The organism is Rhizobacter sp. (genome assembly GCF_032229685.1).
In the GTDB taxonomy this organism is placed as follows: Bacteria; Pseudomonadota; Gammaproteobacteria; order Burkholderiales; family Burkholderiaceae_C; genus LMDS01.
The window spans coordinates 119,286-140,741 of sequence record NZ_JAVTWP010000030.1 but is presented as its reverse complement, the minus strand read 5'-3'; the positions used below and the strand labels follow the sequence as shown (position 1 = coordinate 140,741).

The window sequence follows — 21,456 nt, the reverse complement described above, 5'->3', positions numbered from 1 at the left end:
AGTCGACGGGCCCGCGGCCTATTGGAGTCCGCGCTCGCAAGGATGTTCCCGATCGCGGCCTTGCGCCGTGTTCGGAATCCGCCGTTGGTTGGTGCTTTTTGGTCTACGAACGGGCGAGCGTCAATCCGATCGTGGTGAAGCCATCGGCAGACGCCGCGAATGGTCGCCCTCCATGCATGCGCGCGATCGCTGCCACGATCGACAATCCAAGCCCATGATGCTGAGCGGCATCACTGCGGGAGTGCTCGCTGCGAAAGAACCGATCGAACAAACGCGGCAGGTCCTGGGGTTTGATCGAGGGGCCCTGGTTCGATACCGCGATGCGTACTTCACCGGCCAGCGGCGTGTCGATATCGACGCGAACCACGGTAGCGCGTTGCGCGTACTGCGTGGCGTTGCCCACCAGGTTCGACAAGGCCCGTCGAAGCAGTTGAATGTCGAAGTCGCCGGACGCATCTCCCACGATGTCGAGTCGAAGGCCGGCCTCTTCCAGCGCTGCCTCGTGGTACTCCGCGACCGTGCCGACGAGCACTGCCAGGCTCGGCGTGGGCGCGCGGCGCGCGACCGACCCTCGATCTGCCTGCGACAGGAACAGCATGTCCTGAACGATGCTTGCGATCCGATGCAACTCTTCCAGGTTGGACCCGAGCACGTCGCGCAGGTCGTCGGCCGTGCGGGGTCTGCGCATCGCCAGTTCGGTGCTGCTGACCAGCGTGGCCAGCGGGGTGCACAGTTCATGCGCGACATCGGCATTGAAGCCTTCGAGCTGTTCGTATGAGTGGGCGAGGCGGCCGAGCAGCGCGTTGAACTGCGCGATCAAGGGCTGCAATTCCTCGGGCTGGGCCGACCCGTCCAGCGGCTGGCGCAAGTTGTCCGCGGCCAGTCGCCGCGTCTGCTCGACGAGGTGGTGCAATGGCTTGAGTCCGAGCCTGACCAGCAGGAACCCGCCGGCGGAGACGATCAGTGCGCCGACGATGGCCGCTGCGAACAGCGTGAAGGCAAGGCGTCGCAGCAGCACGGTGTCATCGTGGGTGTCCAGTGTCAGCATCGCCGTTACCTGCGGCGCAGACAGCATCGCGCGGGGCGCGTCGAACAGCGCCTCCAGTCGATCACGCGCTGATCCGTTGGCCACGGCACTTTGATAGAGCACGGTGCCGTCGCGTTGCCGCAGCACAAGAGTCATATCCTGGTGCCCGACGAAGTAGTCGTCGAGCTTGTGCTTTAACGTCGTCAGGTCGTGGTTACGCGCGGTTTCGTTGAGCAGGTGCAGTACCTGCTGCTGCTTCTGCGTCAATGTGTCCTGTTGCCGTTCGGTCAGGCTCAGCGCGGTGGCCGCATACACGGCCAGGCAGACGGCCATGAGCCCGCCAAAGCTCTGCCACGCAAGCCACCACGACAGACGGCGTCCCAGCGAACTCCCGCGTCTGTTCATTCGGCGCGCACCTCCAACACGTAGCCCATGCCTCTGACGGTGTGTAGCAGCGAGCGCTCGAACGGCACGTCGAGCTTGGCGCGCAGGCGGCGAATCGCCACCTCGACCATGTTGGTCTCGGTGTCGAAGTTCATGTCCCAGACCTGCTCCGCGAGTTCGGTGCGGGAGAGCACCTCGCCCTGTCGGCGGATGAGTAGCGTCAACAACACGAACTCCTTCGCTGTGAGGTCCAGGCGCTGACCGGCGCGTGTCGCCTTTCGGCGCAGCAGGTCGAGTTCGAGATCGGCGAGGCTCAGGACCATCGAGCCGGCAGCTTCGGCACGGGGCTGCGTGCGTCGCAACAACACTTCGATGCGCGCGAGCAGTTCAGAGAACGCGAAGGGCTTGATCAGATAGTCGTCGGCGCCTCCCTGCAACCCTCGCACGCGGTCTTCGACCTTGATCCGCGCGGTCAGCATCAGCACCGGCGTCTGCTTGCTTTGGCGCAGCGCAGCCAGCAGCCCCAGGCCGTCGATGCCGGGCAGCATGCCGTCGAGCACCAGAAGGTCGTAGCTGCCCTCCATGGCCATGTGCAGGCCGTCCACGCCGTTGTGGACCACGTCGACCACGTAGCCCTCTTCGGTCAGGCCCCTGCGCAGGTATTCAGCGAGCTTGACCTCGTCCTCGATGACCAGAAGCTTCATTGAGACAGTTCGTGGGGCAGGCTTCGCCACGATGACCAAATCGTCATATTTCGGGTGGGCTTTCGTCGGGGGTGAATTTCTAAAGTTCTCTCTGTGCCGCAAGGCATGACCCCGGCGGTTCGCCGCGGGCCGAACCCGAGACAAGGAACCATCCCATGAACTTCCGCAAATCTTTCCTGGCAGCTGCGTGCGCGGCAGCACTCGTCGCACCGGCCGTGTCTTTCGCCTCGTCGGAATTCCATCCCGCCAATGGCGAGATCGGCTACACCCAGCACCCCGACCATGTTGCAAAAAGCAGCCTGAGTCGCGATCAGGTGGCGGCCGAGGTCGAAGCCGCCCGCAAGGCGGGGTGGTTGTACTCGGCCAACCGCACCGGGATCTTTCCGATGAAGAATTCGGGCGCCGCCAAGACCCGCGACCAGGTGATCAACGAGCTGCGCAACGAAACTGCTGCTGAGCGCCGAACGCGGATGGAGCAGAACACTGGCGGCTGAAACGGCGCGTCGGTCCGCCGCCGACCAATGCCTCACCATGTGTCGGCCTGCACCGCGCGCAAGGGGACGGGTGCGTTGCAGTCATTGACCTTCACGTAGACAAGGTCGCCGGCCTTGAGGTTCGCGTCGGCTGCAAGCGGCACGATGCGCGAGGTGAGTCGACTGATGCCGCGGTACTGGACGTAGGCGTATCGCGTGTCGGCAGGTCGGGTCGTCGCGTCCTTGCGGCAATCCTGTGGCGAACTGCGGCGAAGCCCTTGAGCGGTTTCGACTTGGACGACTTTCCCCTTTCGCCAGGCATCGTAGAAATCGTAGCGTCCCTCGAACGGTGTCGTGCAGCCGACGCTCGCCGCACCGGTGCTCAGTAGAAGCAACACGCGCCACCGCGACCGATCGGTCGCGGTCATCCGCGTTCCACATGCCTTGGCGGGCGGCATCACCGGCGCGGTCATGGCGTCGCCCCGCTGGGGGGCCGAACCGCCGACCCTTCGTGGGATTCATTGCCGTGCGGCCGGGCCACATAGTTACAACCGTCGTCGGTGTGCTGGCATGGTGTGAATTCCAGTTGCAGCGTCGTGTGGAACACCTTGAACCGCTCGGCCAGAACTTCTTGAATGCCAGAGCGGATTGTCTCGGGACGACTCGACTCGGTCTGCACCACATGCGCGGTCAAGCTGTTCTTGCCGCTCGTCAGCACCCAGATGTGCAGGTCGTGAACGCCGGTCACGCCGGGCACCGAAAGGATCGCGCGCCCGACCTCGTCAACGTCTACACCGTCGGGTGCGCCTTCGAGCAGGATGTTCAGGCTCTCCTTCAGAAGAACCCAGGTTCGCGGCAAAACCCACAAGCCGATGCCGACGGCAACCACGGTGTCGACCCAGGCCCAGCCGGTGAAACGGATCACGAGCGCAGCGACGATGACGCCGATCGATCCGAGCATGTCGGCCCACACCTCGAGATAGGCGCCCTTGACGTTCAGGCTGCTGTCCTTGCCACTCTGCAGGAACCGCATGCTGAGCAGGTTGACCGCCAAGCCCAGCACGGCGACGATGAGCATGCCCGTCGGCTGCACTTCGGCAGGCGCACTGAATCGGCGATAGGCCTCATACAGGATGTAGATGGCCACGCCGAACAGCAGCACAGCGTTGAACGCGGCGGCCAGGATCTCGAAACGGTGATAGCCGTAGGTGCGTTTGGCGTCGGCCGGGCGCCGCGCGATGCGAACGGCCGCGACCGCAATCGCCAAGGCCGCCACATCGGTGAACATGTGCGCTGCGTCGGCCAGGAGTGCCAGGCTCTGGAACACGATGCCGGCGATGACCTCGGCGACCAGAAAGATCGACGTCAAGCCCAGCGCCATCCACAGCGCGCGCTCGTTGCCCGATTCCGGAATCGCGTGGCTGTGACCGGCACTCATCGCTGCGCCCGGGGGTGAGGCAGGAGGGAAGCGGGTCGGTCGTGCATCGTCGAACTCCTCAGTGCTTGTGGTGTTTGCCTGGCTTCTCGGCATCGGACGGGGCAGCGCCGAGGCGCTGCTTGTTCATCCTTTGCTGGAGGCGCTGCGTGTACGACTGCACCGGTTCTGGCTTCGGTTTCGGCAAGGGGTGACGTTGTCTCCACCACCGAAAGAGCCAGTAGGCCGCGAATGCCAGCACCACAAGGCCAACCCACATCAGCACGATCGTCAGGCCAATCGGCGAATCTGGGAGATGCTTTCGCACGGGGCTGTTTCCCAAAAGCGCGGCAATGGGCGGGGAACGTGTTCAGGCGGAGCGCAAGTGGTGCGCAGGGCGTCTTCGACCACTTGCCCCGCGACACTGCGACGTGCGTCTTACTTCAGCGTGAAGCGCGCCGACACCGCCGGCTTGCCGTTCAGCGAAACCTCGGCCAGCACCTTGCTGCCCGCGGTGAACTTGAAGCTGCCTTTGGCTTCGAGCTTGTCGCCGACGAGCGCGAGCGCTGCCTCGGTCTTCTCGTTGCCGTTGAAAACGGTCAGCTTGCCGCTGGCGCTGGTCAGCTTCATCGCCTTGCCGTGGTCGCTGACGTGAAGGACCATCAAGTCGGGCTTAGCCACCAGTTCGAGGTCACCCGCCTTGGTCTCGACGACCACGCCGCCGTGTTTCGGAACATGGTCTTCTGCGGCAAATGCCGGCAGTGCGATGGCGGATGCGAAGAACAGGGGGAGGAGGAATCGTTTCATGGTGTTGTCCTTTCGGGTTGGGAGAAGCTGGGGCATGAACTCAGTGGATCGCAATGGCTTGAGCGACTTCGGTGACGGTGATCCAACCGGCGACCGGTTGGCCCGTGCGGGCCGATGCCTGGACGGCGGCGACGATCTCGGCGACCTCGGTGTCTTCGCACAGCAGCTCGAGCTTGTATTCGTTGACGACCTCGTCGCCGAGGTCCATCGAGTAGTGCTGCTCGTTGGGGTCGAGCGGCAGCAGCGAGCCCTTCACCACATAGACCGCCAGGTTGTGCCGGCGGCCGGCGCGCACGCTGCCCCACGCCGGGCAGTCCTTCAAAGCCGCGATCACGTCGGCAACGCGGCTGCTGTGTACGTAGGCCTTGATTTCTTTCATGGTGTCTCCTTGGCAAGGGGTGGCAGTGCTGCGGCTTCGGCCGCGTCTTCAGACTCCGTGCGCGCGCGTTCCTTCGCTTCGGCGCGTGACTCGGACCATTCGTAGATCAGGGGCAGCAGCAACAGCGTCAGCAGCGTCGAGGTGATCAGGCCGCCGACGACCACCGTGGCGAGCGGTCGCTGCGTCTCCGCGCCCACGCCGGTCGAGATCAGCATCGGCACGAGGCCGAGGATCGCGACCGACGCCGTCATCAGCACCGGCCGCAGCCGCATCGCTGCGCCTTGGCGCACCGCGTCGCGGATCGCCAGCCCGCGTTTTCGCAAGTCGTTCAGGAAGGTCACCATCACGATGCCGTTCAGCATCGCCACCCCGAACACCGCGATGAAGCCGATGGCCGAAGGCACCGAGAGGTACTGCCCCGTGGCGAACAAACCGATGATGCCGCCGATGATCGCGAACGGCACGTTGGCGATGATCAGCGTGGCGTGGCGCACCGAGTTGAACGCGGTGTAGAGCAGGATGAAGATGAGGCCGATCGTCAGCGGCACGATCACTCCCAGCCGCGCCATCGCACGTTGCTGGTTCTCGAACGCGCCGCCCCACGTGACCCAGTAGCCCGTGGGCAGCTTGACCTTGGCGGCGATGGCGGTGTTGGCGTCCTTGACGAAGCTGTCGATGTCGCGCCCCTGCACATCCATCTGCAGCACCGCATAACGCTGCAGCGATTCGCGGCGCACGAAGGTGTAGCCCTCGTCGAGCTCGATCGTTGCCACGCTCGAGAACGGCACGATAGCGCCTTCGGCCGTGCGGATCGGGATCGCCGCGATGGCGGCCGGGCTGCCGCGGAACTCGTCGGCCAGCCGCACCGCGATGTCGAAACGGCGCGTGCCGTCGATCAGTGTGGACACCGTTTCTCCGCCGATGCCGGCTTGCACGATCGACAAGATGTCGTCGGCGTTGAGACCGTAGCGCGCCGCGGCCTGGCGGTCGACCTTGATCACCATCTGCGGCTTGCCCTTGTTGGCCTCGGCCGCCAGGTCGGCCACGCCCGGAACGGCGCCGATCACGCCCTTGATCTGCGCCGACAGTTCTTCGAGCTTGTCGAGGTCTTCGCCATAGATCTTCAAGGCCAGCGTGGCGCGAACGCCGGAGATCAGCTCCTCCACCCGCATCTGGATCGGCTGCGTCGCACCGAACACGGCGGTGGCGACCTCGCCCTCCAGAAACTCCTGCATCTCTCGGCCGAGTGCCGAATACGACTGCTTGACCGGCCATTCGTCCTTGGGTGCAAGGTCGAGCAGCACCTCCATGTAGTTGACGTCGGCCGTTTCGCCCTTCTCGGCGCGGCCGATGGTGGCCAGCACCGAATTCACCTGCGGGTACTTCTTGCGCAGGCTCGCGTCCATCACGTTGGCCACACGAATCGACTCGTCGAGCGAGGTCGAGGGAATGCCAACGACGCGGAACATGATGGCGTCTTCCTGCAGCGTGGGCATGAACTCCTTGCCCAGGAACGGGAACAGCGCCAGCGAGCCCAGCAGCAGCGCCACGGCAGCGCCGACGACGACCTTCTTGCGGTCGAGCGCCCAGTCGAGCAGGGGCAGGTAGAGCTTCTTCGCGCCGCGGACCAGCCAGGTGTCTTTCTCTTCCTTGGGCTTGAGGATCAGCGCCGCCAGCACCGGAACGAGGGTCAGCGACAACAGCAGCGAGCCCGCCATCGCGAAGGTGATGGTCAGTGCCATCGGCTTGAACAGCTTGCCTTCGAGCCCGGTCAGCGAGAACAGCGGCAGGAACACCACGATGATGATCATGATGGCGAAGGCGATCGGGTTGGCCACTTCGCGAGCCGCTTCCAGCACCACGTGGGTTCGGTTCACAGGGCGCCCCGATTCGCGCGCGTGCGAGAGCAGCCGGAACGCGTTTTCCACCATCACCACCGCACCGTCGACCATCATGCCGATGCCGATGGCCAGGCCGGCCAGCGACATCAGGTTCGCCGACATGCCGAAGCGCTGCATCATGATGAAGGCGAACAGCATGGCCAGCGGCAGCGTCACGATGACGACGATGGCCGAGCGGAACTCGCCGAGAAACAGGAACAGGATCACCGCCACCAGGATCGAGCCTTCGATCAGGGCGTTGGTGGACGTTTTCAGCGCCTTGTCGACGATCTCGGTGCGGTCGTAGGCGGCCTTCAGCACGATCCCTTTGGGCAGCGCGGACTGTGCGATGGCGAGCTTCTCCTTGACCGCCGCCACCACCGTGGCCGCGTTTTCGTTGATGCGTGCGAGCGCGATGCCGAGCACCGTCTCCTGCCCGTTGCGTGTCACGGCGCCGAAGCGAACAGCCGGCGCTTCCTTGACCTCGGCTACGTCGCGCACATAGACCGGCGATCCGTTGCGTTCGGCGACGACGATGGTGCCGATGTCGGCCGCGTTGCTGACGAGCCCGAGCCCGCGCACGAGGTATTGCTCGACACCGATGTTCAGGTACTGGCCGCCGACCTGCTTGTTGTTCGCCGTCAGCCGCTCCATCACCTCCTTGAACGACAGGCCGTACTTGACCAGCTTGCGCGGGTCGATCTGCACCTGGAACTGCTTCTCGTGGCCGCCCCAGGTGGTTACGTCGTCCACGCCCGCTGCGGTGCGCAGGATCAGGCGCACGGTCCAGTCGTGCAGCGTGCGCAAGTCCATTGCACTGAGCTTCTTGTCGGCGTCTTCGATCGTGTACCAGAACACCTGGCCCAGGCCCGAGCTGTTCGGCCCGAGTTCCGGCTCGCCGTAGCCGGCGGGCAGTCGGCCCTTTACCTCCTGCAACTTTTCACCGACCAGACGGCGTGCGAAGTAGATGTCGACGCTGTCCTTGAAGTAGACGCCGACGTAGGACAGGCCGAACAGCGAGACCGAACGCACCACTTCCACATCGGCCAGGCCCGCCATCGCGGCTTCGATCGGCACCGTGAGCAGGCGCTCGATGTCTTCGGCGGCCACGCCGGGCGACTCGGTGTAGATGTTGACCTGGGCCGGCGTCACATCGGGAAAGGCATCGACCGGCACCTGCTTGTAGGCCATCACGCCCAGGCCGATCAGCACGGCGAAAGCCACCATCACCAGCACCTTGTAGCGCAGCGAGGCATCAACGATTGCATTGAGCATGGTCAGTGGTCCTTCTCAATGACCGTGGCCGAGCTGAGACTTCAGCTTCCGGGCCTTGAGGGCATAGGTGCCAGACGTGACGACCTCGTCGCCCGCCTTCAGGCCCGACTTCAATACCGTGCGCCCGCCGATGCGTTCGCCGGGTTCGACCTCGCGTGCTTCGTAGGCGCCTTGCTCCAGCACGAATACGGTCGGTTTGCCTTCGAGCAATACGACCGCGGCGTCGGGCAGCGAGATCGCCTCGCGCTTGTCGCCGGTGGCCTCGATGCGCGCGGTGGCGAACATCTCGGGCTTCAGGCGGCCGTCGGCATTTGCCACCTCGATGCGGGCCGCGACGGTGCGGCTGTCCTTGTCGAGCGCGGCGCCGATGTGGCCGACCTTGCCGTTGAAAGTTTCGTTCGGATAGGCGGGCACGCTGACCTTGGCGTTGGCGCCGATCCTGATCTTCGCGAGTGCGGCTTCCGGCAGATCGGCCTGGATCCACACGCGGCTCAGGTCGGCCACGCTGAACAGCGGTGTGCTCGGGCTCGCCAACTCGCCCAGCGTCGCTTTCTTCTCGATCACGGTGCCGGCGAAAGGCGCGGTTACGGCGAATGTGGACACGGCGTTGCCACGCGCGTTCGGCGAACCGCCAAGCAGTCGGAGGCGGTCGGACGCCGCGCGCACGCCAGCGGCGGCCTTGTCGCGCTCGGCCTGAGCACGCAGAAAGTCCTTGCGCGGAATGATCTCGTCGGCGATCAGCGCTTGGGCCCGCTTGAAGTCGGCCTCGGCGATGCCGAGCTCGGCTTGCGCCTGGTTCAGCGCCGCGTGCGCTTCGCCCACCGCCACGCTGTCGAGCACCGCAAGCGTCTGGCCGGCGCGCACCTTGTCGCCCAGCTTCGCGGGCACCGAGGTAATGCGGCCTTCGATGCGTGCTGCCACATGCGCGAGCCGGTCCTGGTCAGGGCGGATCGTCGCGGTGACGACGACGGTTTCGCCGAGCGGCATCGGCTTGACTTTCTCGACCTTCACGCCCGCGCGCTCGGCCTCTTCGCTGGTGAGCGTCAGTTCCGCTTCACCTTCTTTGTGTTCGCCTTCCTTCTCACCCGCGTGATCGTCCTTCTTGGCGGCCGCTTGTTCGGCGGGCTTGCCGCCTTCGGCGGCAGGTGTGCCACCACCGCACGCGGACAGGGCGATGACCACGGCCAGGGCCGTCGTCAGCGTGGTGGCGCGCCGCGGGCGCACCATTTCTTCATGCAGGCTGTTCATCGTGCGTTTCCTTCTTGCGGCCAGCCGGCCGCGTGTTCGAGTTCGATTCGGGTTACTTGCAGTTCGGCTAGCAGCTCGTTCAGGTCACGCTCGGCGTCGAGCGCCTGACGGTTGACGATGAGCTGCTCGAGCAGGCCGATCTGCCCGGCCTGGCGTGACTTGACCGAAAGCTGCTGGTTGTCGGTGGCGGCCGGCACCAGTACGCGCTGCAGGCGCAGAAAACGGTCGCGCTGGCTGCCGAGCCGGCTCCAGAGCTGGCGTACCCGCGCCTGTGCATCGCGGCTCGCGCTAGTGCGCTCGATCTCTGCCTGGCTCATGTCGGTCAGCGCCTGGCCGATCGCCGCGTCGTTGCGCTTGAAGATCGGCAGTGGCACCGAGAGCGACAAAGTCGTGACCCGCTCGCGTTCGGTGCCCGGTCCTTCGCGGCCGACCTGCAGGCCGACCGTGACATCCGGATAGCGACCGCCGCGCTCGACGCCGAGCCGGGCCCGCGCTGCCTCTTCGCGCGCCGCCAGGGCGCGTTGTTTCGGCAGGTTCTGCACCGCCGCCAGCAGCTGTTCCAGGCTGTAGGGTGGCGTGTCGCCCACGGTCGTGCCGAGTTCGCCGGCCACCTCGGGCAACGCGGACGCCGGCAATTGAACGGCGGTGGCCAGTTCGCTGCGCGCCTCGATCAGCTTTTCGCCCGCCAGCGCCAGCGCGTTGCGTGCGCGTTCGGCTTCGACCAGCGCGACGTTGGCGTCGAGCCGCGTGTCTTCCCCGGCCGCACGCCGTTTGGCGATGGCCTGTGCGCTGCCGTCGAACAGGTCGAGCGAGCGTTGTTCCAACTGCACGCGCCGCTGCGCTGCCAGCACCGCGAAATAGCGTGCCGCGGCATCGGCGCGGGCTTGCCGGCGCACGTCTTCGATTTCGGCGCGCAGCGCGTCCAGGCCAGCGGCGGCGGCTTCACGGCGGCGCGACTGCTGCCCGCCGGTCTCGAAGGGCTGGCTCAGGCCGACGCTCCATTCGTTGGCGCGGCCGTCGGGCCCGCCAGCGCGGCGCCGGGTTCGGTCGGTGCTCAGCTCGGGGTTGTTGAAAAGCAGCGCCGAGGCTTCGCGCCGGCTGCCTTCGGCGGCGGCCAGTTGCGCTTCGCGGGCCCGCACCGAGGGGTGCGTCGTCTCGGCGAGGCGCATGGCCTCGGCCAGCGTCAGCGGGGCGGTGCCGGTCGCACTTTGTGCAAGGGCGGAGTGGGTATGGGCGGCCAGCGCAAAAGCCAGCGCCACCAATGGGAATCGCATCGAATCATCCTTCTCGTCTCACAGAGAAGCGATTCGACGGTGACGTCGGGTGTCGTCAGGCGGGATGCAGACTGAACTCGACGCCGCCGCCGAAGCGCACGGCAGCAGTGAGTTCAAGTCGATCGGGACGTTCGAGTCCGGAGGGAATGTGCGATCGGTACATGCTGCCGTGGTTGCCGTGGACGGCGCCGTGTGGCAGGGGGATGACGACCGGCGCTGGCGAGGGCACGGCCGCGCTGGTGCCGAGGTGGCAGGTTTCGCAATCGGCGTGATAGGTACCCGATCCGGTGCCACTGTCCGCAGCACCGTCGTTGTCGGCGATTGCCGATGTCGAGCCCTGATGCTGGTGTTCGTGGTGCCCGAAGTGCTTTTTGGCGGCCGCCTGGGTTTCATGCGCGCACACAGGCGCTGCAGCCGCCCAGACCAACTGGAACGGCAGAACGAGCAACATGAAAGCGATGATGGACCAGCGACGCATTGGGGAGGGATTCTATGGGATCAGAACGCGGTTCTCAGACTCAAGAGGTCATTGACCCTGAGCGTCCAAGGAAGAGGGCGCCATCGCGTCCTGCGAAGCCAGCGGTGCCTACCTCACCCGCAGCACGTTCGTGCGACTTGGACGGGCGGGCACTTCACCGAGCCGAACGAGCAGAACACGCAGCAATCGCCCGGCGCAGGGCGCAACAGCTCATTGCAGTTCTCACACTCGTAGAAGAACTGGCAGGCGTTCTCCGACATGGTCTCGCGCTTGACGTGACCGCATTTGGGACACGTCAGCTCCGACTCAAGCGCGGGACCCTTCATCGCTCCCTCTCGCGTCGTGTGTGGATCGCTCGCGACTGCACCACCGTGACCCTGCGAGCAGTGCCTGGGCCGCGGTCTGATCAACCGGCGTATGCGAGCGCGCAGCCGGATGGGGCGGTCGTCGGTACCTTCACGGCTCGGCCGGCCAGCACGTCATCCAGCGCGGCCCTCACGTAGTTGTGAGCGCGAAGCACCTTCTTGGCGTCCATGCTCTCGCCATCGTCGATGCCACCCGCATAGATCAGGACACCGGACCCATTGACGACGAACATGTGATTCGCGGTCTTGGCGCCATAGGCATGGCCGACATCACCACTGGCGTCGATGAGCAACGCCGTCGGCGAAGCGCCACGTGCGCGGTTGAACGTTTCCGCCCTTGCAGGTTCGAGGTAGTCTGAGCGGGACGGATGACTTGAGAGCACGCTGAGCCAGACCATGCCGTTCTTGGCCGACCACTTTTGCAGCTCCTGCATCCTTCCGCTGTCGTACTGCGCTTTGGCGAATGGACAGGACGGGCTTGTCCATTCCAGCACCACCGTCTTGCCCTTGAACTCGGCCAGGCTGCGCTTGTTCTTCGCGGCATCGATGACCTCGAACGCCGGCGCGGCTTTGCCGATCGCGGCCTGGGGCGCCGTGTTCGTGCCGGCGAAGGCTCGGCTCCAGGGCATCAACGTTGGAAGCGAGACCGCGGCCGCGACCAGGGCGCCTCTTCTGTTCAGTCGTATGGAGTTCATTGCACAGGTTCCTTTGTCGGGCTGCAGCAGGCGGCGGGCTTCGATGCCGCGGCTTGTTCTGCGGGATGTGTGAGGTCTTCAAGACTGGTGCAGTCCACGACCGTACCGCCTGCACAGGCGGCGCTGCAGCTCTCTACGAAAGCGGACAAGTTCGCCTCGAAGGCCTGCAGCTCGGCCAGCTTGTCGCGCACCTTCACGAGCTGCGCGGACGCGATGTCTCGGGCTTCGGCACAGGGTCGTTCCGGGTGATCGACAAGGCCCACCAGTTCACGCACCTGCTCGATCGAGAAACCGAAGTCGCGGCAGCGTCGGATGAAGGTCAATCGACGGACGACATCGTCCCCATAGTGCCGATGCCCCGTGTCCGAGCGCGCGACCTCTGGCAGCAGGCCGATCTCTTCGTAGTAGCGAATCGTCGGAACGGTGCAGCCGGTCTGCCTGGCGACGAATCCGATGGAAAGCGAGGAACCCACGGGTCATTCCTTTGTCGAGTGGACGCGCGTCAGCCGCATCTTGCGCCAGCCGTACAGCCGCACGTCGATGGCTTGAATTCGGCGACCGCCGTTGCCGGCAGAAACTGCGCAAACAGCCAACCCGACGCCTCGTCGGTTCCGCCCGGCGGGGTGATGGTCAACCGAACTTCTGCCGGCGTCGCTTCGATGGCAAAGTCGAGGAAGGCGCAGCAGCGCTGTTCGAGTTCGACGATGTGATGCACCTCGACAAGGGCGTCACCGCTGTAAACCAATTGCAGCGCGGAGCCGACAAGCTCGTGCGAGATCAAGCGGCGCTCGGTCAGCGCATGGATCTCTGCGAGGCGCAGGTTGAGGTCATTGCCTTCGAGCGTGCACGCGATCGGCGGGGCTTCGGTCATTTGCATGGCGTTCCTTCGACCGTGCAATGGGGCGGAGTTCCCTCGTCGACCCTGGCACACCCGCAGGCCGACCGATTGGCGGCCAGGCGACGCCGCCACCACCACACGCCGCCGGCCACGGCCGCGAGCGCGGCGGCGGCCCAGGCGATCGGCAGCAGTTCGTCGGCGCAGGCAAGCAGTGCTGCCGAGCCCGCACTCAAGGCGGCCACGCCGCCGACGAGGGGCAGTGCACAACATGCTGCACATGCGCCGCCAAATCCCAAGTGCACCTTCCAAGATTTCATGTCTAAGGTTCCAGAGAGGGCAAAACGCCCACCCACCGACAGTAATACCTCAAGTCACTTGAGGTGCAAGCGAAATCTTCCGGGTCCGGCGACAGCGGATCGCGCGGGCCGTGTTGCGCACAATGCGGACCATGGACTCGTACAAGACTTTCGGGCTGTTCGCGGCCACTGCCGTGGCGGAGATTCTTGGTTGCTACCTTCCCTACCTCTGGCTGAGACAGGGCGCCTCCGTGTGGCTGCTGTTACCCGGCGCGGCAAGCCTGGCGTTGTTCGCCTGGTTGTTGTCGCTGCATCCGACGGCGGCGGGCCGCGTCTATGCCGCCTACGGCGGCGTTTACATCGGGGTCGCGATCTTGTGGTTGTGGATTGTCGATGGCGTTCGGCCCAGCGTCACCGACGCGGTGGGTGTTGCCGTGAGTCTTCTGGGCATGGCAATCATCATGTGGGGGCCCAAATTCGTGCGATAGAAGCGGCGCCTGCGGCTGCAACATGAAGTCGCAGCGCAGGCGAGCCCTCCTGGTCGCACTGCGTTCGATTATTCATGCGCTTGCTTCGGATTGACCGTTTGTCCGCCAGAATCTGCGTGACCGCACGCAAGGTCATGCGCATGTCCTCCCTTTCGATTCGCTTTACACGTCTGCGACGTGTTTCCCGGTTTCGAACTGCGTTGATGTGACTGATGCTGCTCGCGTCGCCCACGCAGGGCTTAGCGGCTGCCACCCTGGTTAACTGCGGTCCGAACCACCACCGGCTGGCTGCTGTCGCCGATGAGCGCGGCGCTGGCAATGAGCATGAGTTCGGTGTGGGTGATCCGCGGCGGCTGAGAGGATTGAAGCACGCTGGCATCAGTGTGAAGAGCCTGCTGTGGACGCCTCCGGCGTCGGGGGGCGGTGGTGGTCATCGCCATTGATGCGCGACCCTCCCGAACGGAGGCTGGCGGCCTTTTCGTCACGGAGTCCAAGCCCCTGCTGTAGGGAATTCGGCGCGCGAGCGACTAAACTCGAAACGCGTCTGCGTTGAAATCCCCCTCGCTTCCGGTCAAACTCCAACGCCATGTTCAATCACCCGATCACAGCCGACGAACGTACCGATGCCTCGTGCGTCGACGTTGTTTCGGCCGTGGTGTGCGTCGACGAGAGCGGACGGGCGTCATGACGCGCCACTTCCCGAAAAGGGTCTGCCGCGCGGTGATCGGCGTGGTGTTTTTCGCGCAGTTGGCGGTTTCGGCTTATGCCTGCCCGGGGTTGGCGCGTGCGGTCGACATGCAGGTGGGCGCCACAGCTGTAGCAGATGCCAATTCGAACGATGACACTTCCGCGACGGCTGATTCACAGCCCATGGACTGCGCAAGCATGGCCGGTCCGATGGATCCGGAGTTCGCCAATCTCTGCGCCGAGCATTGCCGTCATGGCCAGCAGAGCGACCAGGCCGGAACGCTGACAGTGCCGACGGTATTGCTGACTGCGCTCTACTTCACTCCGCTGGCACCCGAGCCAGTTGTCGCGCCGCGCCCCGCAGCCGACACGACCAGTGCACTGGCTGTGGCGTCTCCGCCGCTCGCCATCCTGCACTGCTGTTTCCGAATCTGATTCTCCAGACGACGTTGCGCCGACGACCGAACAGGTCGGTCCGGCGCATCGGTCGCGCTCGTCTGCGCTTGCCGGCTGTTCGCAGCCGCAGCAGGTCGAGCCGACACGAAGCCCTCGTTTCGTTGTCTGGAGAAGTCATGTTTTCTGCCCCATCTCAACGGCTGCCACGTCAGCCGCGCAGCCACACTTTGACCTGCCTGGCCGTGCTGTGCGCTGCCTTGGCCAGTGCCAACAGCCACGCAGAACGAGTCTTGACGCTGGATCAGGCGCTGCGTGCTGCGCAGGACCGTTCGCGGCAACTCGTGGCCCAGGATTCCGTCGCGTCGGCGTCGCGCGAGATGGCCATCGCTGCGGGCCAGCTTCCCGATCCGACGTTGAAGGCGGGCATCAACAACCTGCCGATCAACGGCCCCGACCGTTTGAGCCTGACGCGCGACTTCATGACGATGCGTTCGATCGGCGTGGCGCAGGAAATCACCCGCAGCGACAAGCTCAAGGCACGCTCAGCGCGCTTCGACCGCGAGGCCGAAACCGCTGAGGCCGCGCGCGCCGTGACGCTCGCGGGCTTGCGCCGCGATACCGCCAAGGCCTGGCTCGACCGCCACTACCAGGAGCGCATGCTCGACCTGCTGCGCACCCAGAGGGCCGAGGCCGGTTTACAGATCGAAGCGGCGGACTCTGCGTATCGCGGCGGGCGAGGGTCGCAGGCGGACGTGTTCGCTGTGCGCTCCGCCGTCGCGCTGATCGACGACCGCATCCGCCAGACCGAGCGACAGGTCGCCACGGCCAAGATCAAGCTGGCGCGGTGGGTCGGCGTTGACGCCAATCAGGCCCTGGGATCACCGCCGCCGGTGACTGCCATTTGCCTTGATGCGGCAGCACTGGAGAGCCAGCTGGCGCACCACCCGCAGATCGCGCTGATGGTGAAGCAGGAAGCGATGGCGCGGGCCGATGCCGACATCGCGCAGAGCAACAAGCGCGCGGACTGGAGCGTCGAGCTGATGTACAGCCAGCGCGGCCCGGCCTACTCAAACATGGTGTCGGTCAACGTCTCGATTCCGTTGCAGTTCGATCAGAAGAACCGGCAGGACCGTGACGTGGTCGCGAAGCTCGCCGTGGTCGAGCAGATGCGCACACAGCGCGAAGAGGTCACCCGGGAGCACGTCGCCGAAACACTTGGCTGGCTGCAGGAGTGGCAGAGCGACCGGGACCGGCTGGCGCACTACGACAGCGAGCTGATCGTGTTCGCCGCCGAACGCACGCGGGCGGCGATGGCTGCATACCGCGGGGGCAGCGGCGCGCTGAACGCGGTGCTCGATGCGCGACGCATGGAGATCGACACGCGCATGGATCGGCTGCGCCTGGAGATGGAAGCCGCCGCCCTGTGGGCGCAACTCGAGTACCTCATTCCGCCCGAACACGAAGCGACTGCAACGTCACGCCCGACCACCCGCTCGGCCGATATCTCGGAGAAGTGAACATGAAACCCAAAGTTCTCACGACTGTCGTCATTGCCGTCGCGCTCGTCGTCGCAGGCGCCTATGGCGTCTACCAGCTCGGCATGCATCGCGGCATGGGCATGGGTGGTGCCCCATCGGCCGTGGCGCCAGGCGCGCCGGCCGCCGAGGCGATGGCCGCCAGTGCTGCCATCGAGGCCGTGCCGCAGAGCATCGCGCAAGGAGAAGACGCGACCCGTCGCCACATCACCTCCGGGATCAAGGCCGGCGATGTCGATCCGATGACCGGCAAGAAGGTCTTGTACTACCACGACCCCATGGTGCCGGGAAACAAGTTCGACAAGCCGGCCAAGTCGCCGTTCATGGACATGATGCTGGTGCCGGTCTATGCGGACAGCGACGGTGACGGCAGCAAGGTGACCGTGAGCCCGCGCATCCAGCAGAACCTGGGTGTGCGCACGGCCACGGTCACCGAAGGCACGCTGTCGCCGCAGGTGGCCGCCGTCGGCAGCATTGCCTTCAACGAACGAGACCAGGTGATCGTGCAGGCACGGGCGATCGGCTATGTCGAGCGCCTGCATGTTCGCGCCACGCTGGATCGCGTGGCCAACGGCCAGGCACTGGCCGAGCTGTACGTGCCCGACTGGATCGCGGCGCAGGAAGAGTTCCTGTCGGTGCGCCGGATGCAAGGCACTGACCTCGCGCCGCTCGTCGACGGCGCGCGCCAGCGGATGCGCCAGATCGGCATGAGCGACGCGCAGATTGCGCTCGTTGACAGCAGCGGTCGGACGCAACCGCGCATCACCCTGGTGGCACCGATCAGCGGTGTCGTCACCGAGCTGATGGCGCGCGAAGGCATGACGGTGGCGCCGGGCGCCACGCTGTTCCGCATCAACGGCCTGTCCACGGTGTGGGCCAACGCCGAGGTGCCCGAGAGCCAGTCGGCGCTGTTGCGCCCAGGTGCGAAGGTGCAGGCCAGGAGCCCGGCCGCGCCGGGTGCGATCTTCGACGGCAAGGTGCAGGCCATCCTGCCCGACGTCAACCAGACCACCCGCACGCTGAAGGCGCGGGTCGAGTTGGCGAATGCCAAGGGCACGCTGGTGCCAGGCATGTTCGTGCAGATGCAGTTCATGGACATGCGCAATCAGAAGTCGTTGCTGGTGCCGACCGAAGCCATCATCCAGACCGGCAAGCGCACGGTGGCGATGCTGGCCGAGGAGAACGGCCGCTTCCGACCCGTCGATGTCGAAATCGGAATCGAGAGCGGCGGGCAGACCGAGGTGAAGAGAGGGTTGCAACTCGGCCAGCGTGTCGTGGTCTCGTCACAGTTCCTGATCGACTCCGAGGCCAGCCTCAAAGGGGTCGAAGCGCGTCTAAACGTCGAGCCACCGCCGACGGCCGCGAACACCGCCCCTCGGCACATCGGCACCGCCAAGATCGAAGCGATCGGCCGCGACACGATGACCTTGTCGCATGGCCCCATCGCCTCGCTCAAATGGCCCGCGATGACGATGGACTTCAAGCTGCCGAAGGGCGGTGCCCCGCGCGGCCTGGAAGCGGGCGACCGCATCGACTTCGAGTTCTACATGGACGCGGAGAACATGGCGCAGCTGACCGCCACGACGCTGCTCCAGCCCGAACCGAAGCCGGCCGCCGCCGCAGCATCGCGGAGCAAGCCATGATCGCGAAGCTGATCCGCTGGTCTATTGCCAACCGCTTCCTCGTCCTGCTGGCCACGCTGATGCTCAGCGCCTGGGGTGTGTACTCGTTGCAGCGCACGCCGCTCGACGCGCTGCCCGACCTGTCGGACGTGCAGGTGATCATCCGCACGACCTACCCGGGCCAGGCACCGCGCATCGTCGAGAACCAGATCACGTACCCGATGACGACGACGATGTTGTCGGTGCCGGGTGCCAAGACGGTGCGCGGCTATTCGTTTTTCGGCGACTCGTTCGTCTACGTGCTGTTCGAGGACGGCACCGACTTGTACTGGGCGCGTTCGCGCGTGCTGGAGTACCTGAACCAAGTGCAGGCCAAGCTGCCTCCCGGCGCGAAGGCGACGCTCGGACCCGACGCGACCGGTGTGGGCTGGATTTACCAGTATTCGCTGGTAGACCGCAGCGGTACGCAGGACGCCGGGCAACTGCGCGCCTTGCAGGACTGGTTCCTGAAGTTCGAGCTGAAGACGGTGCCCAACGTGGCCGAGGTGGCCTCGGTCGGCGGCATGGTTCGGCAATACCAGATCCTGCTCGACCCGGACAAGCTGGCGGCCTACGGTATCGCACACACCAAGGTGGTCGAGGCGATCCAGAAGTCGAACCAGGAGGCCGGTGGCTCGGTGCTCGAACTCGGCGAGGCCGAATACGTGGTGCGGGCCTCGGGCTACCTGCAGTCGCTGGATGACTTCCGCAAAGTGCCGCTGGTCAGCACCGCCGCAGGCGTGTCGGTGCGCCTCGGTGATGTGGCCCGCATCCAGGTCGGGCCGGAGATGCGGCGCGGCATCGGTGAGCTCGACGGTGAAGGCGAGGCGACCGGCGGTGTGATCGTAATGCGCTCGGGCAAGAACGCCTTGGAGACCATCGCGGCCGTCAAAGAGAAGCTCAAGACGGTGCAGGCCAGCCTGCCAAAGGGCGTCGAGATCGTGCCGGTCTACGACCGCTCGGGGCTAATCGAACGGGCCGTGGACAACCTCGGCCACAAGCTGCTCGAAGAGTTCGCCGTCGTCGCTGTGGTGTGTTTCATCTTCCTGTTCCACCTGCGCTCGGCCTTCGTCGCCATCGTGTCGTTGCCGCTGGGCATCCTGATGGCGTTCATCGTCATGCACTACCAGGGCGTGAACGCCAACATCATGTCGCTGGGCGGCATCGCGATCGCGATCGGCGCAATGGTCGATGCGGCGGTGGTGATGATCGAGAACGCGCACAAGCACCTGGAGCGCTGGAGTCACGAGCATCCGGATCAGAAGCTGGAGGGCGAGGCGCGCTGGAAGGTGATCGGTGATTCGGCCGCCGAGGTCGGACCCGCGCTGTTTTTCTCGCTGCTCATCATCACGCTGTCCTTCATTCCGGTGTTCACGCTGGAGGCTCAGGAAGGACGGCTGTTCTCGCCGCTGGCGTTCACCAAGACCTATGCGATGGCGGCGGCGGCGGGGCTGTCGGCCACGCTGATCCCGGTGCTGATGGGCTACCTGATCCGGGGCCGCATCCCCGACGAGAAGACCAACCCGCTGAATCGCCTGCTGATCGCGATCTATCGGCCCATGTTGGACGTGGTGCTGCGCGCGCCGAAGACGACATTGTTGGTTGCTGCGGTGGCCCTGGTGCTGAGCTTGTGGCCGCTCCAGCACATTGGCGGCGAGTTCATGCCCAGGCTGGACGAGGGTGACCTGCTGTACATGCCGTCGGCGCTGCCGGGCCTGTCGGCGGGCAAGGCGGCCGAGTTGCTCCAACAGACCGACCGCCTGATCAAGACTGTGCCCGAGGTCGCGAGCGTGTACGGCAAGGCCGGCCGCGCCGAGACGGCGACCGACCCGGCACCGATGGAGATGTTCGAGACCACGATCCAGTTCAAGCCGAAGAGCCACTGGCGCGCCGGCATGACACAGGACAAGCTGGTCGATGAACTCGACCGCATCGTCAAGGTGCCCGGTGTGGCCAACATCTGGGTGCCACCGATCCGCAACCGCATCGACATGCTGGCCACTGGCATCAAGAGCCCGGTGGGGGTCAAGGTGGCCGGCACCGACCTTGCCGTGATCGACCGGGTAACTGGCGAGATCGAGAAGACGTTGAAGGACGTGCCGGGGGTCAGCAGCGCGCTCGCCGAGCGTCTGACCGGTGGCCGCTACGTCGATGTGACGATCAACCGCGACGCCGCCGCGCGCTTCGGCATGAACATCGCCGACGTGCAGTCGGTCATCACCTCGGCGGTCGGTGGCGACAACATCGGCGAGACGGTGGAGGGGCTGCAGCGCTTCCCGATCAATCTGCGCTACCCGCGCGAGCTGCGCGACTCGCTGGAGAAGCTGCGCGTGCTGCCCATCGTCACCGAGAAGGGCGCGCGACTGGTGCTGTCCGACGTGGCCGATATCCGCATCACCGACGGGCCACCGATGCTGCGCAGCGAAAATGCGCGGCTGTCGGGCTGGGTCTACGTGGACATCCGCGGCCGTGACCTGAAATCGGCCGTGCAGGACATGCAGCGCGTGGTTGCCGAGAAGGTCGTGCTGCCGGCGGGCTATTCGATCTCATGGTCCGGTCAGTTCGAGTTCCTGGAGCGAGCGACCGCGAAGTTGAAGGTGGTGGTGCCGTTCACACTGATGATCATCTTCGTGCTGCTGTACCTGACCTTCAAGCGCTTCGACGAGGCGCTGCTGATCATGGCGACCTTGCCGTTTGCGCTGGTGGGCGGTATCTGGCTGCTGTACCTGCTCAGCTATAACCTGTCGGTTGCGGGCGCGGTCGGATTCATTGCGCTCGCGGGAGTGTCGGCCGAGTTCGGCGTGATCATGCTGCTGTACCTCAGGCAGGCGTGGGACGTGCGCATCGCCCAGGGCACGACCAGCACGGCCGACCTGCTCGACGCGATCCGCGAAGGCGCGGTGCTTCGGGTTCGGCCGAAGGCGATGACGGTGGCGGTGATCCTCGCCGGCCTGCTGCCGATCATGTGGGGCACGGGCACCGGCTCGGAAGTCATGCAGCGCATCGCCGCGCCGATGGTCGGCGGAATGATCACGGCACCGCTGCTGTCGATGTTCGTGATCCCGGCGGCCTATCTGTTGATGCGGCAACGGCGGCAGCGCCGCTCGAACGGGTGGGCATTCTGGCGATCGTCGGGGCAAGCGGTGTGAGGC

The 21,456-nt window shown here is 65.5% G+C and carries 20 protein-coding genes; 6 read left to right on the top strand and 14 right to left on the bottom strand.

Annotated features, from left to right (window positions below):
• Positions 1 to 103: 103 nt before the first annotated feature.
• Positions 104 to 1,432, bottom strand: a complete 1,329-nt coding sequence (locus AC30PD_RS11405; RefSeq protein ID WP_489535768.1) for a heavy metal sensor histidine kinase — start codon at positions 1,430 to 1,432, stop codon at positions 104 to 106.
• Positions 1,429 to 2,115: a heavy metal response regulator transcription factor gene (locus AC30PD_RS11400; RefSeq protein ID WP_489535767.1), complete on the bottom strand. Its 687-nt coding sequence runs from the start codon at positions 2,113 to 2,115 to the stop codon at positions 1,429 to 1,431. Before AC30PD_RS11400 ends, AC30PD_RS11405 begins: the two co-directional genes overlap by 4 nt.
• A gap of 155 nt (positions 2,116 to 2,270) precedes the next feature.
• Here AC30PD_RS11400 and AC30PD_RS11395 point away from each other — a divergent pair, with 155 nt between their 5' ends.
• Positions 2,271 to 2,609 (top strand): DUF4148 domain-containing protein, encoded by a 339-nt coding sequence (locus AC30PD_RS11395; protein WP_489535766.1) that lies wholly within the window; start codon positions 2,271 to 2,273, stop codon positions 2,607 to 2,609.
• Positions 2,610 to 2,641: 32 nt separating this feature from the next.
• Here AC30PD_RS11395 and AC30PD_RS11390 read toward each other — a convergent pair whose 3' ends face one another.
• The 12 genes from AC30PD_RS11390 to AC30PD_RS11335 all read right to left on the bottom strand — a co-directional run bounded on the left by AC30PD_RS11390 (position 2,642) and on the right by AC30PD_RS11335 (position 13,280).
• On the bottom strand, positions 2,642 to 3,061 hold the full coding sequence (locus AC30PD_RS11390) for a hypothetical protein (protein WP_489535765.1): 420 nt from the start codon (positions 3,059 to 3,061) through the stop codon (positions 2,642 to 2,644).
• Positions 3,058 to 4,026, bottom strand: a complete 969-nt coding sequence (locus tag AC30PD_RS11385; RefSeq protein ID WP_489535764.1) for a cation diffusion facilitator family transporter — start codon at positions 4,024 to 4,026, stop codon at positions 3,058 to 3,060. Before AC30PD_RS11385 ends, AC30PD_RS11390 begins: the two co-directional genes overlap by 4 nt.
• Positions 4,027 to 4,440: 414 nt before the next feature.
• Positions 4,441 to 4,809, bottom strand: coding sequence for a hypothetical protein (locus tag AC30PD_RS11380; RefSeq protein WP_489535763.1), 369 nt, complete (start codon positions 4,807 to 4,809; stop codon positions 4,441 to 4,443).
• A gap of 40 nt (positions 4,810 to 4,849) precedes the next feature.
• Positions 4,850 to 5,188, bottom strand: a complete 339-nt coding sequence (locus AC30PD_RS11375; RefSeq protein ID WP_489535762.1) for a P-II family nitrogen regulator — start codon at positions 5,186 to 5,188, stop codon at positions 4,850 to 4,852.
• Positions 5,185 to 8,343, bottom strand: a complete 3,159-nt coding sequence (locus tag AC30PD_RS11370; protein ID WP_489535761.1) for an efflux RND transporter permease subunit — start codon at positions 8,341 to 8,343, stop codon at positions 5,185 to 5,187. The genes AC30PD_RS11375 and AC30PD_RS11370 overlap by 4 nt, the downstream gene beginning before the upstream one ends.
• Before the next feature lie 15 nt (positions 8,344 to 8,358).
• The gene (locus tag AC30PD_RS11365) at positions 8,359 to 9,591 is read right to left on the bottom strand and encodes an efflux RND transporter periplasmic adaptor subunit (protein WP_489535760.1); all 1,233 of its coding nucleotides are present in this window, start codon (positions 9,589 to 9,591) and stop codon (positions 8,359 to 8,361) included.
• Entirely contained in the window at positions 9,588 to 10,865 is a 1,278-nt protein-coding gene (locus AC30PD_RS11360; RefSeq protein WP_489535759.1) for a TolC family protein, read from the bottom strand. Before AC30PD_RS11360 ends, AC30PD_RS11365 begins: the two co-directional genes overlap by 4 nt.
• A 55-nt stretch (positions 10,866 to 10,920) precedes the next feature.
• Positions 10,921 to 11,316: a hypothetical protein gene (locus AC30PD_RS11355; protein ID WP_489535758.1), complete on the bottom strand. Its 396-nt coding sequence runs from the start codon at positions 11,314 to 11,316 to the stop codon at positions 10,921 to 10,923.
• A gap of 140 nt (positions 11,317 to 11,456) precedes the next feature.
• The gene (locus AC30PD_RS11350) at positions 11,457 to 11,669 is read right to left on the bottom strand and encodes a GDCCVxC domain-containing (seleno)protein (protein WP_489535757.1); all 213 of its coding nucleotides are present in this window, start codon (positions 11,667 to 11,669) and stop codon (positions 11,457 to 11,459) included.
• An 80-nt stretch (positions 11,670 to 11,749) separates the two neighbouring features.
• Positions 11,750 to 12,403, bottom strand: coding sequence for a redoxin domain-containing protein (locus tag AC30PD_RS11345; protein WP_489535756.1), 654 nt, complete (start codon positions 12,401 to 12,403; stop codon positions 11,750 to 11,752).
• A complete protein-coding gene (locus AC30PD_RS11340) occupies positions 12,400 to 12,876 on the bottom strand; it encodes a MerR family transcriptional regulator (protein WP_489535755.1) in 477 nt (158 codons plus the stop codon). The genes AC30PD_RS11345 and AC30PD_RS11340 overlap by 4 nt, the downstream gene beginning before the upstream one ends.
• A 29-nt stretch (positions 12,877 to 12,905) precedes the next feature.
• Positions 12,906 to 13,280, bottom strand: a complete 375-nt coding sequence (locus AC30PD_RS11335; protein ID WP_489535754.1) for a hypothetical protein — start codon at positions 13,278 to 13,280, stop codon at positions 12,906 to 12,908.
• Between the two features lie 409 nt (positions 13,281 to 13,689).
• Here AC30PD_RS11335 and AC30PD_RS11330 point away from each other — a divergent pair, with 409 nt between their 5' ends.
• The 5 genes from AC30PD_RS11330 to AC30PD_RS11310 all read left to right on the top strand — a co-directional run bounded on the left by AC30PD_RS11330 (position 13,690) and on the right by AC30PD_RS11310 (position 21,453).
• Entirely contained in the window at positions 13,690 to 14,025 is a 336-nt protein-coding gene (locus AC30PD_RS11330) for a YnfA family protein (RefSeq protein ID WP_489535753.1), read from the top strand.
• A 684-nt stretch (positions 14,026 to 14,709) separates the two neighbouring features.
• A complete protein-coding gene (locus AC30PD_RS11325) occupies positions 14,710 to 15,147 on the top strand; it encodes a hypothetical protein (RefSeq protein ID WP_489535752.1) in 438 nt (145 codons plus the stop codon).
• A gap of 251 nt (positions 15,148 to 15,398) precedes the next feature.
• Positions 15,399 to 16,625: a TolC family protein gene (locus AC30PD_RS11320; RefSeq protein WP_489535751.1), complete on the top strand. Its 1,227-nt coding sequence runs from the start codon at positions 15,399 to 15,401 to the stop codon at positions 16,623 to 16,625.
• 2 nt (positions 16,626 to 16,627) lie between these two features.
• On the top strand, positions 16,628 to 18,286 hold the full coding sequence (locus tag AC30PD_RS11315) for an efflux RND transporter periplasmic adaptor subunit (RefSeq protein WP_489535750.1): 1,659 nt from the start codon (positions 16,628 to 16,630) through the stop codon (positions 18,284 to 18,286).
• On the top strand, positions 18,283 to 21,453 hold the full coding sequence (locus AC30PD_RS11310; protein WP_489535749.1) for an efflux RND transporter permease subunit: 3,171 nt from the start codon (positions 18,283 to 18,285) through the stop codon (positions 21,451 to 21,453). The genes AC30PD_RS11315 and AC30PD_RS11310 overlap by 4 nt, the downstream gene beginning before the upstream one ends.
• Positions 21,454 to 21,456: the final 3 nt, after the last annotated feature.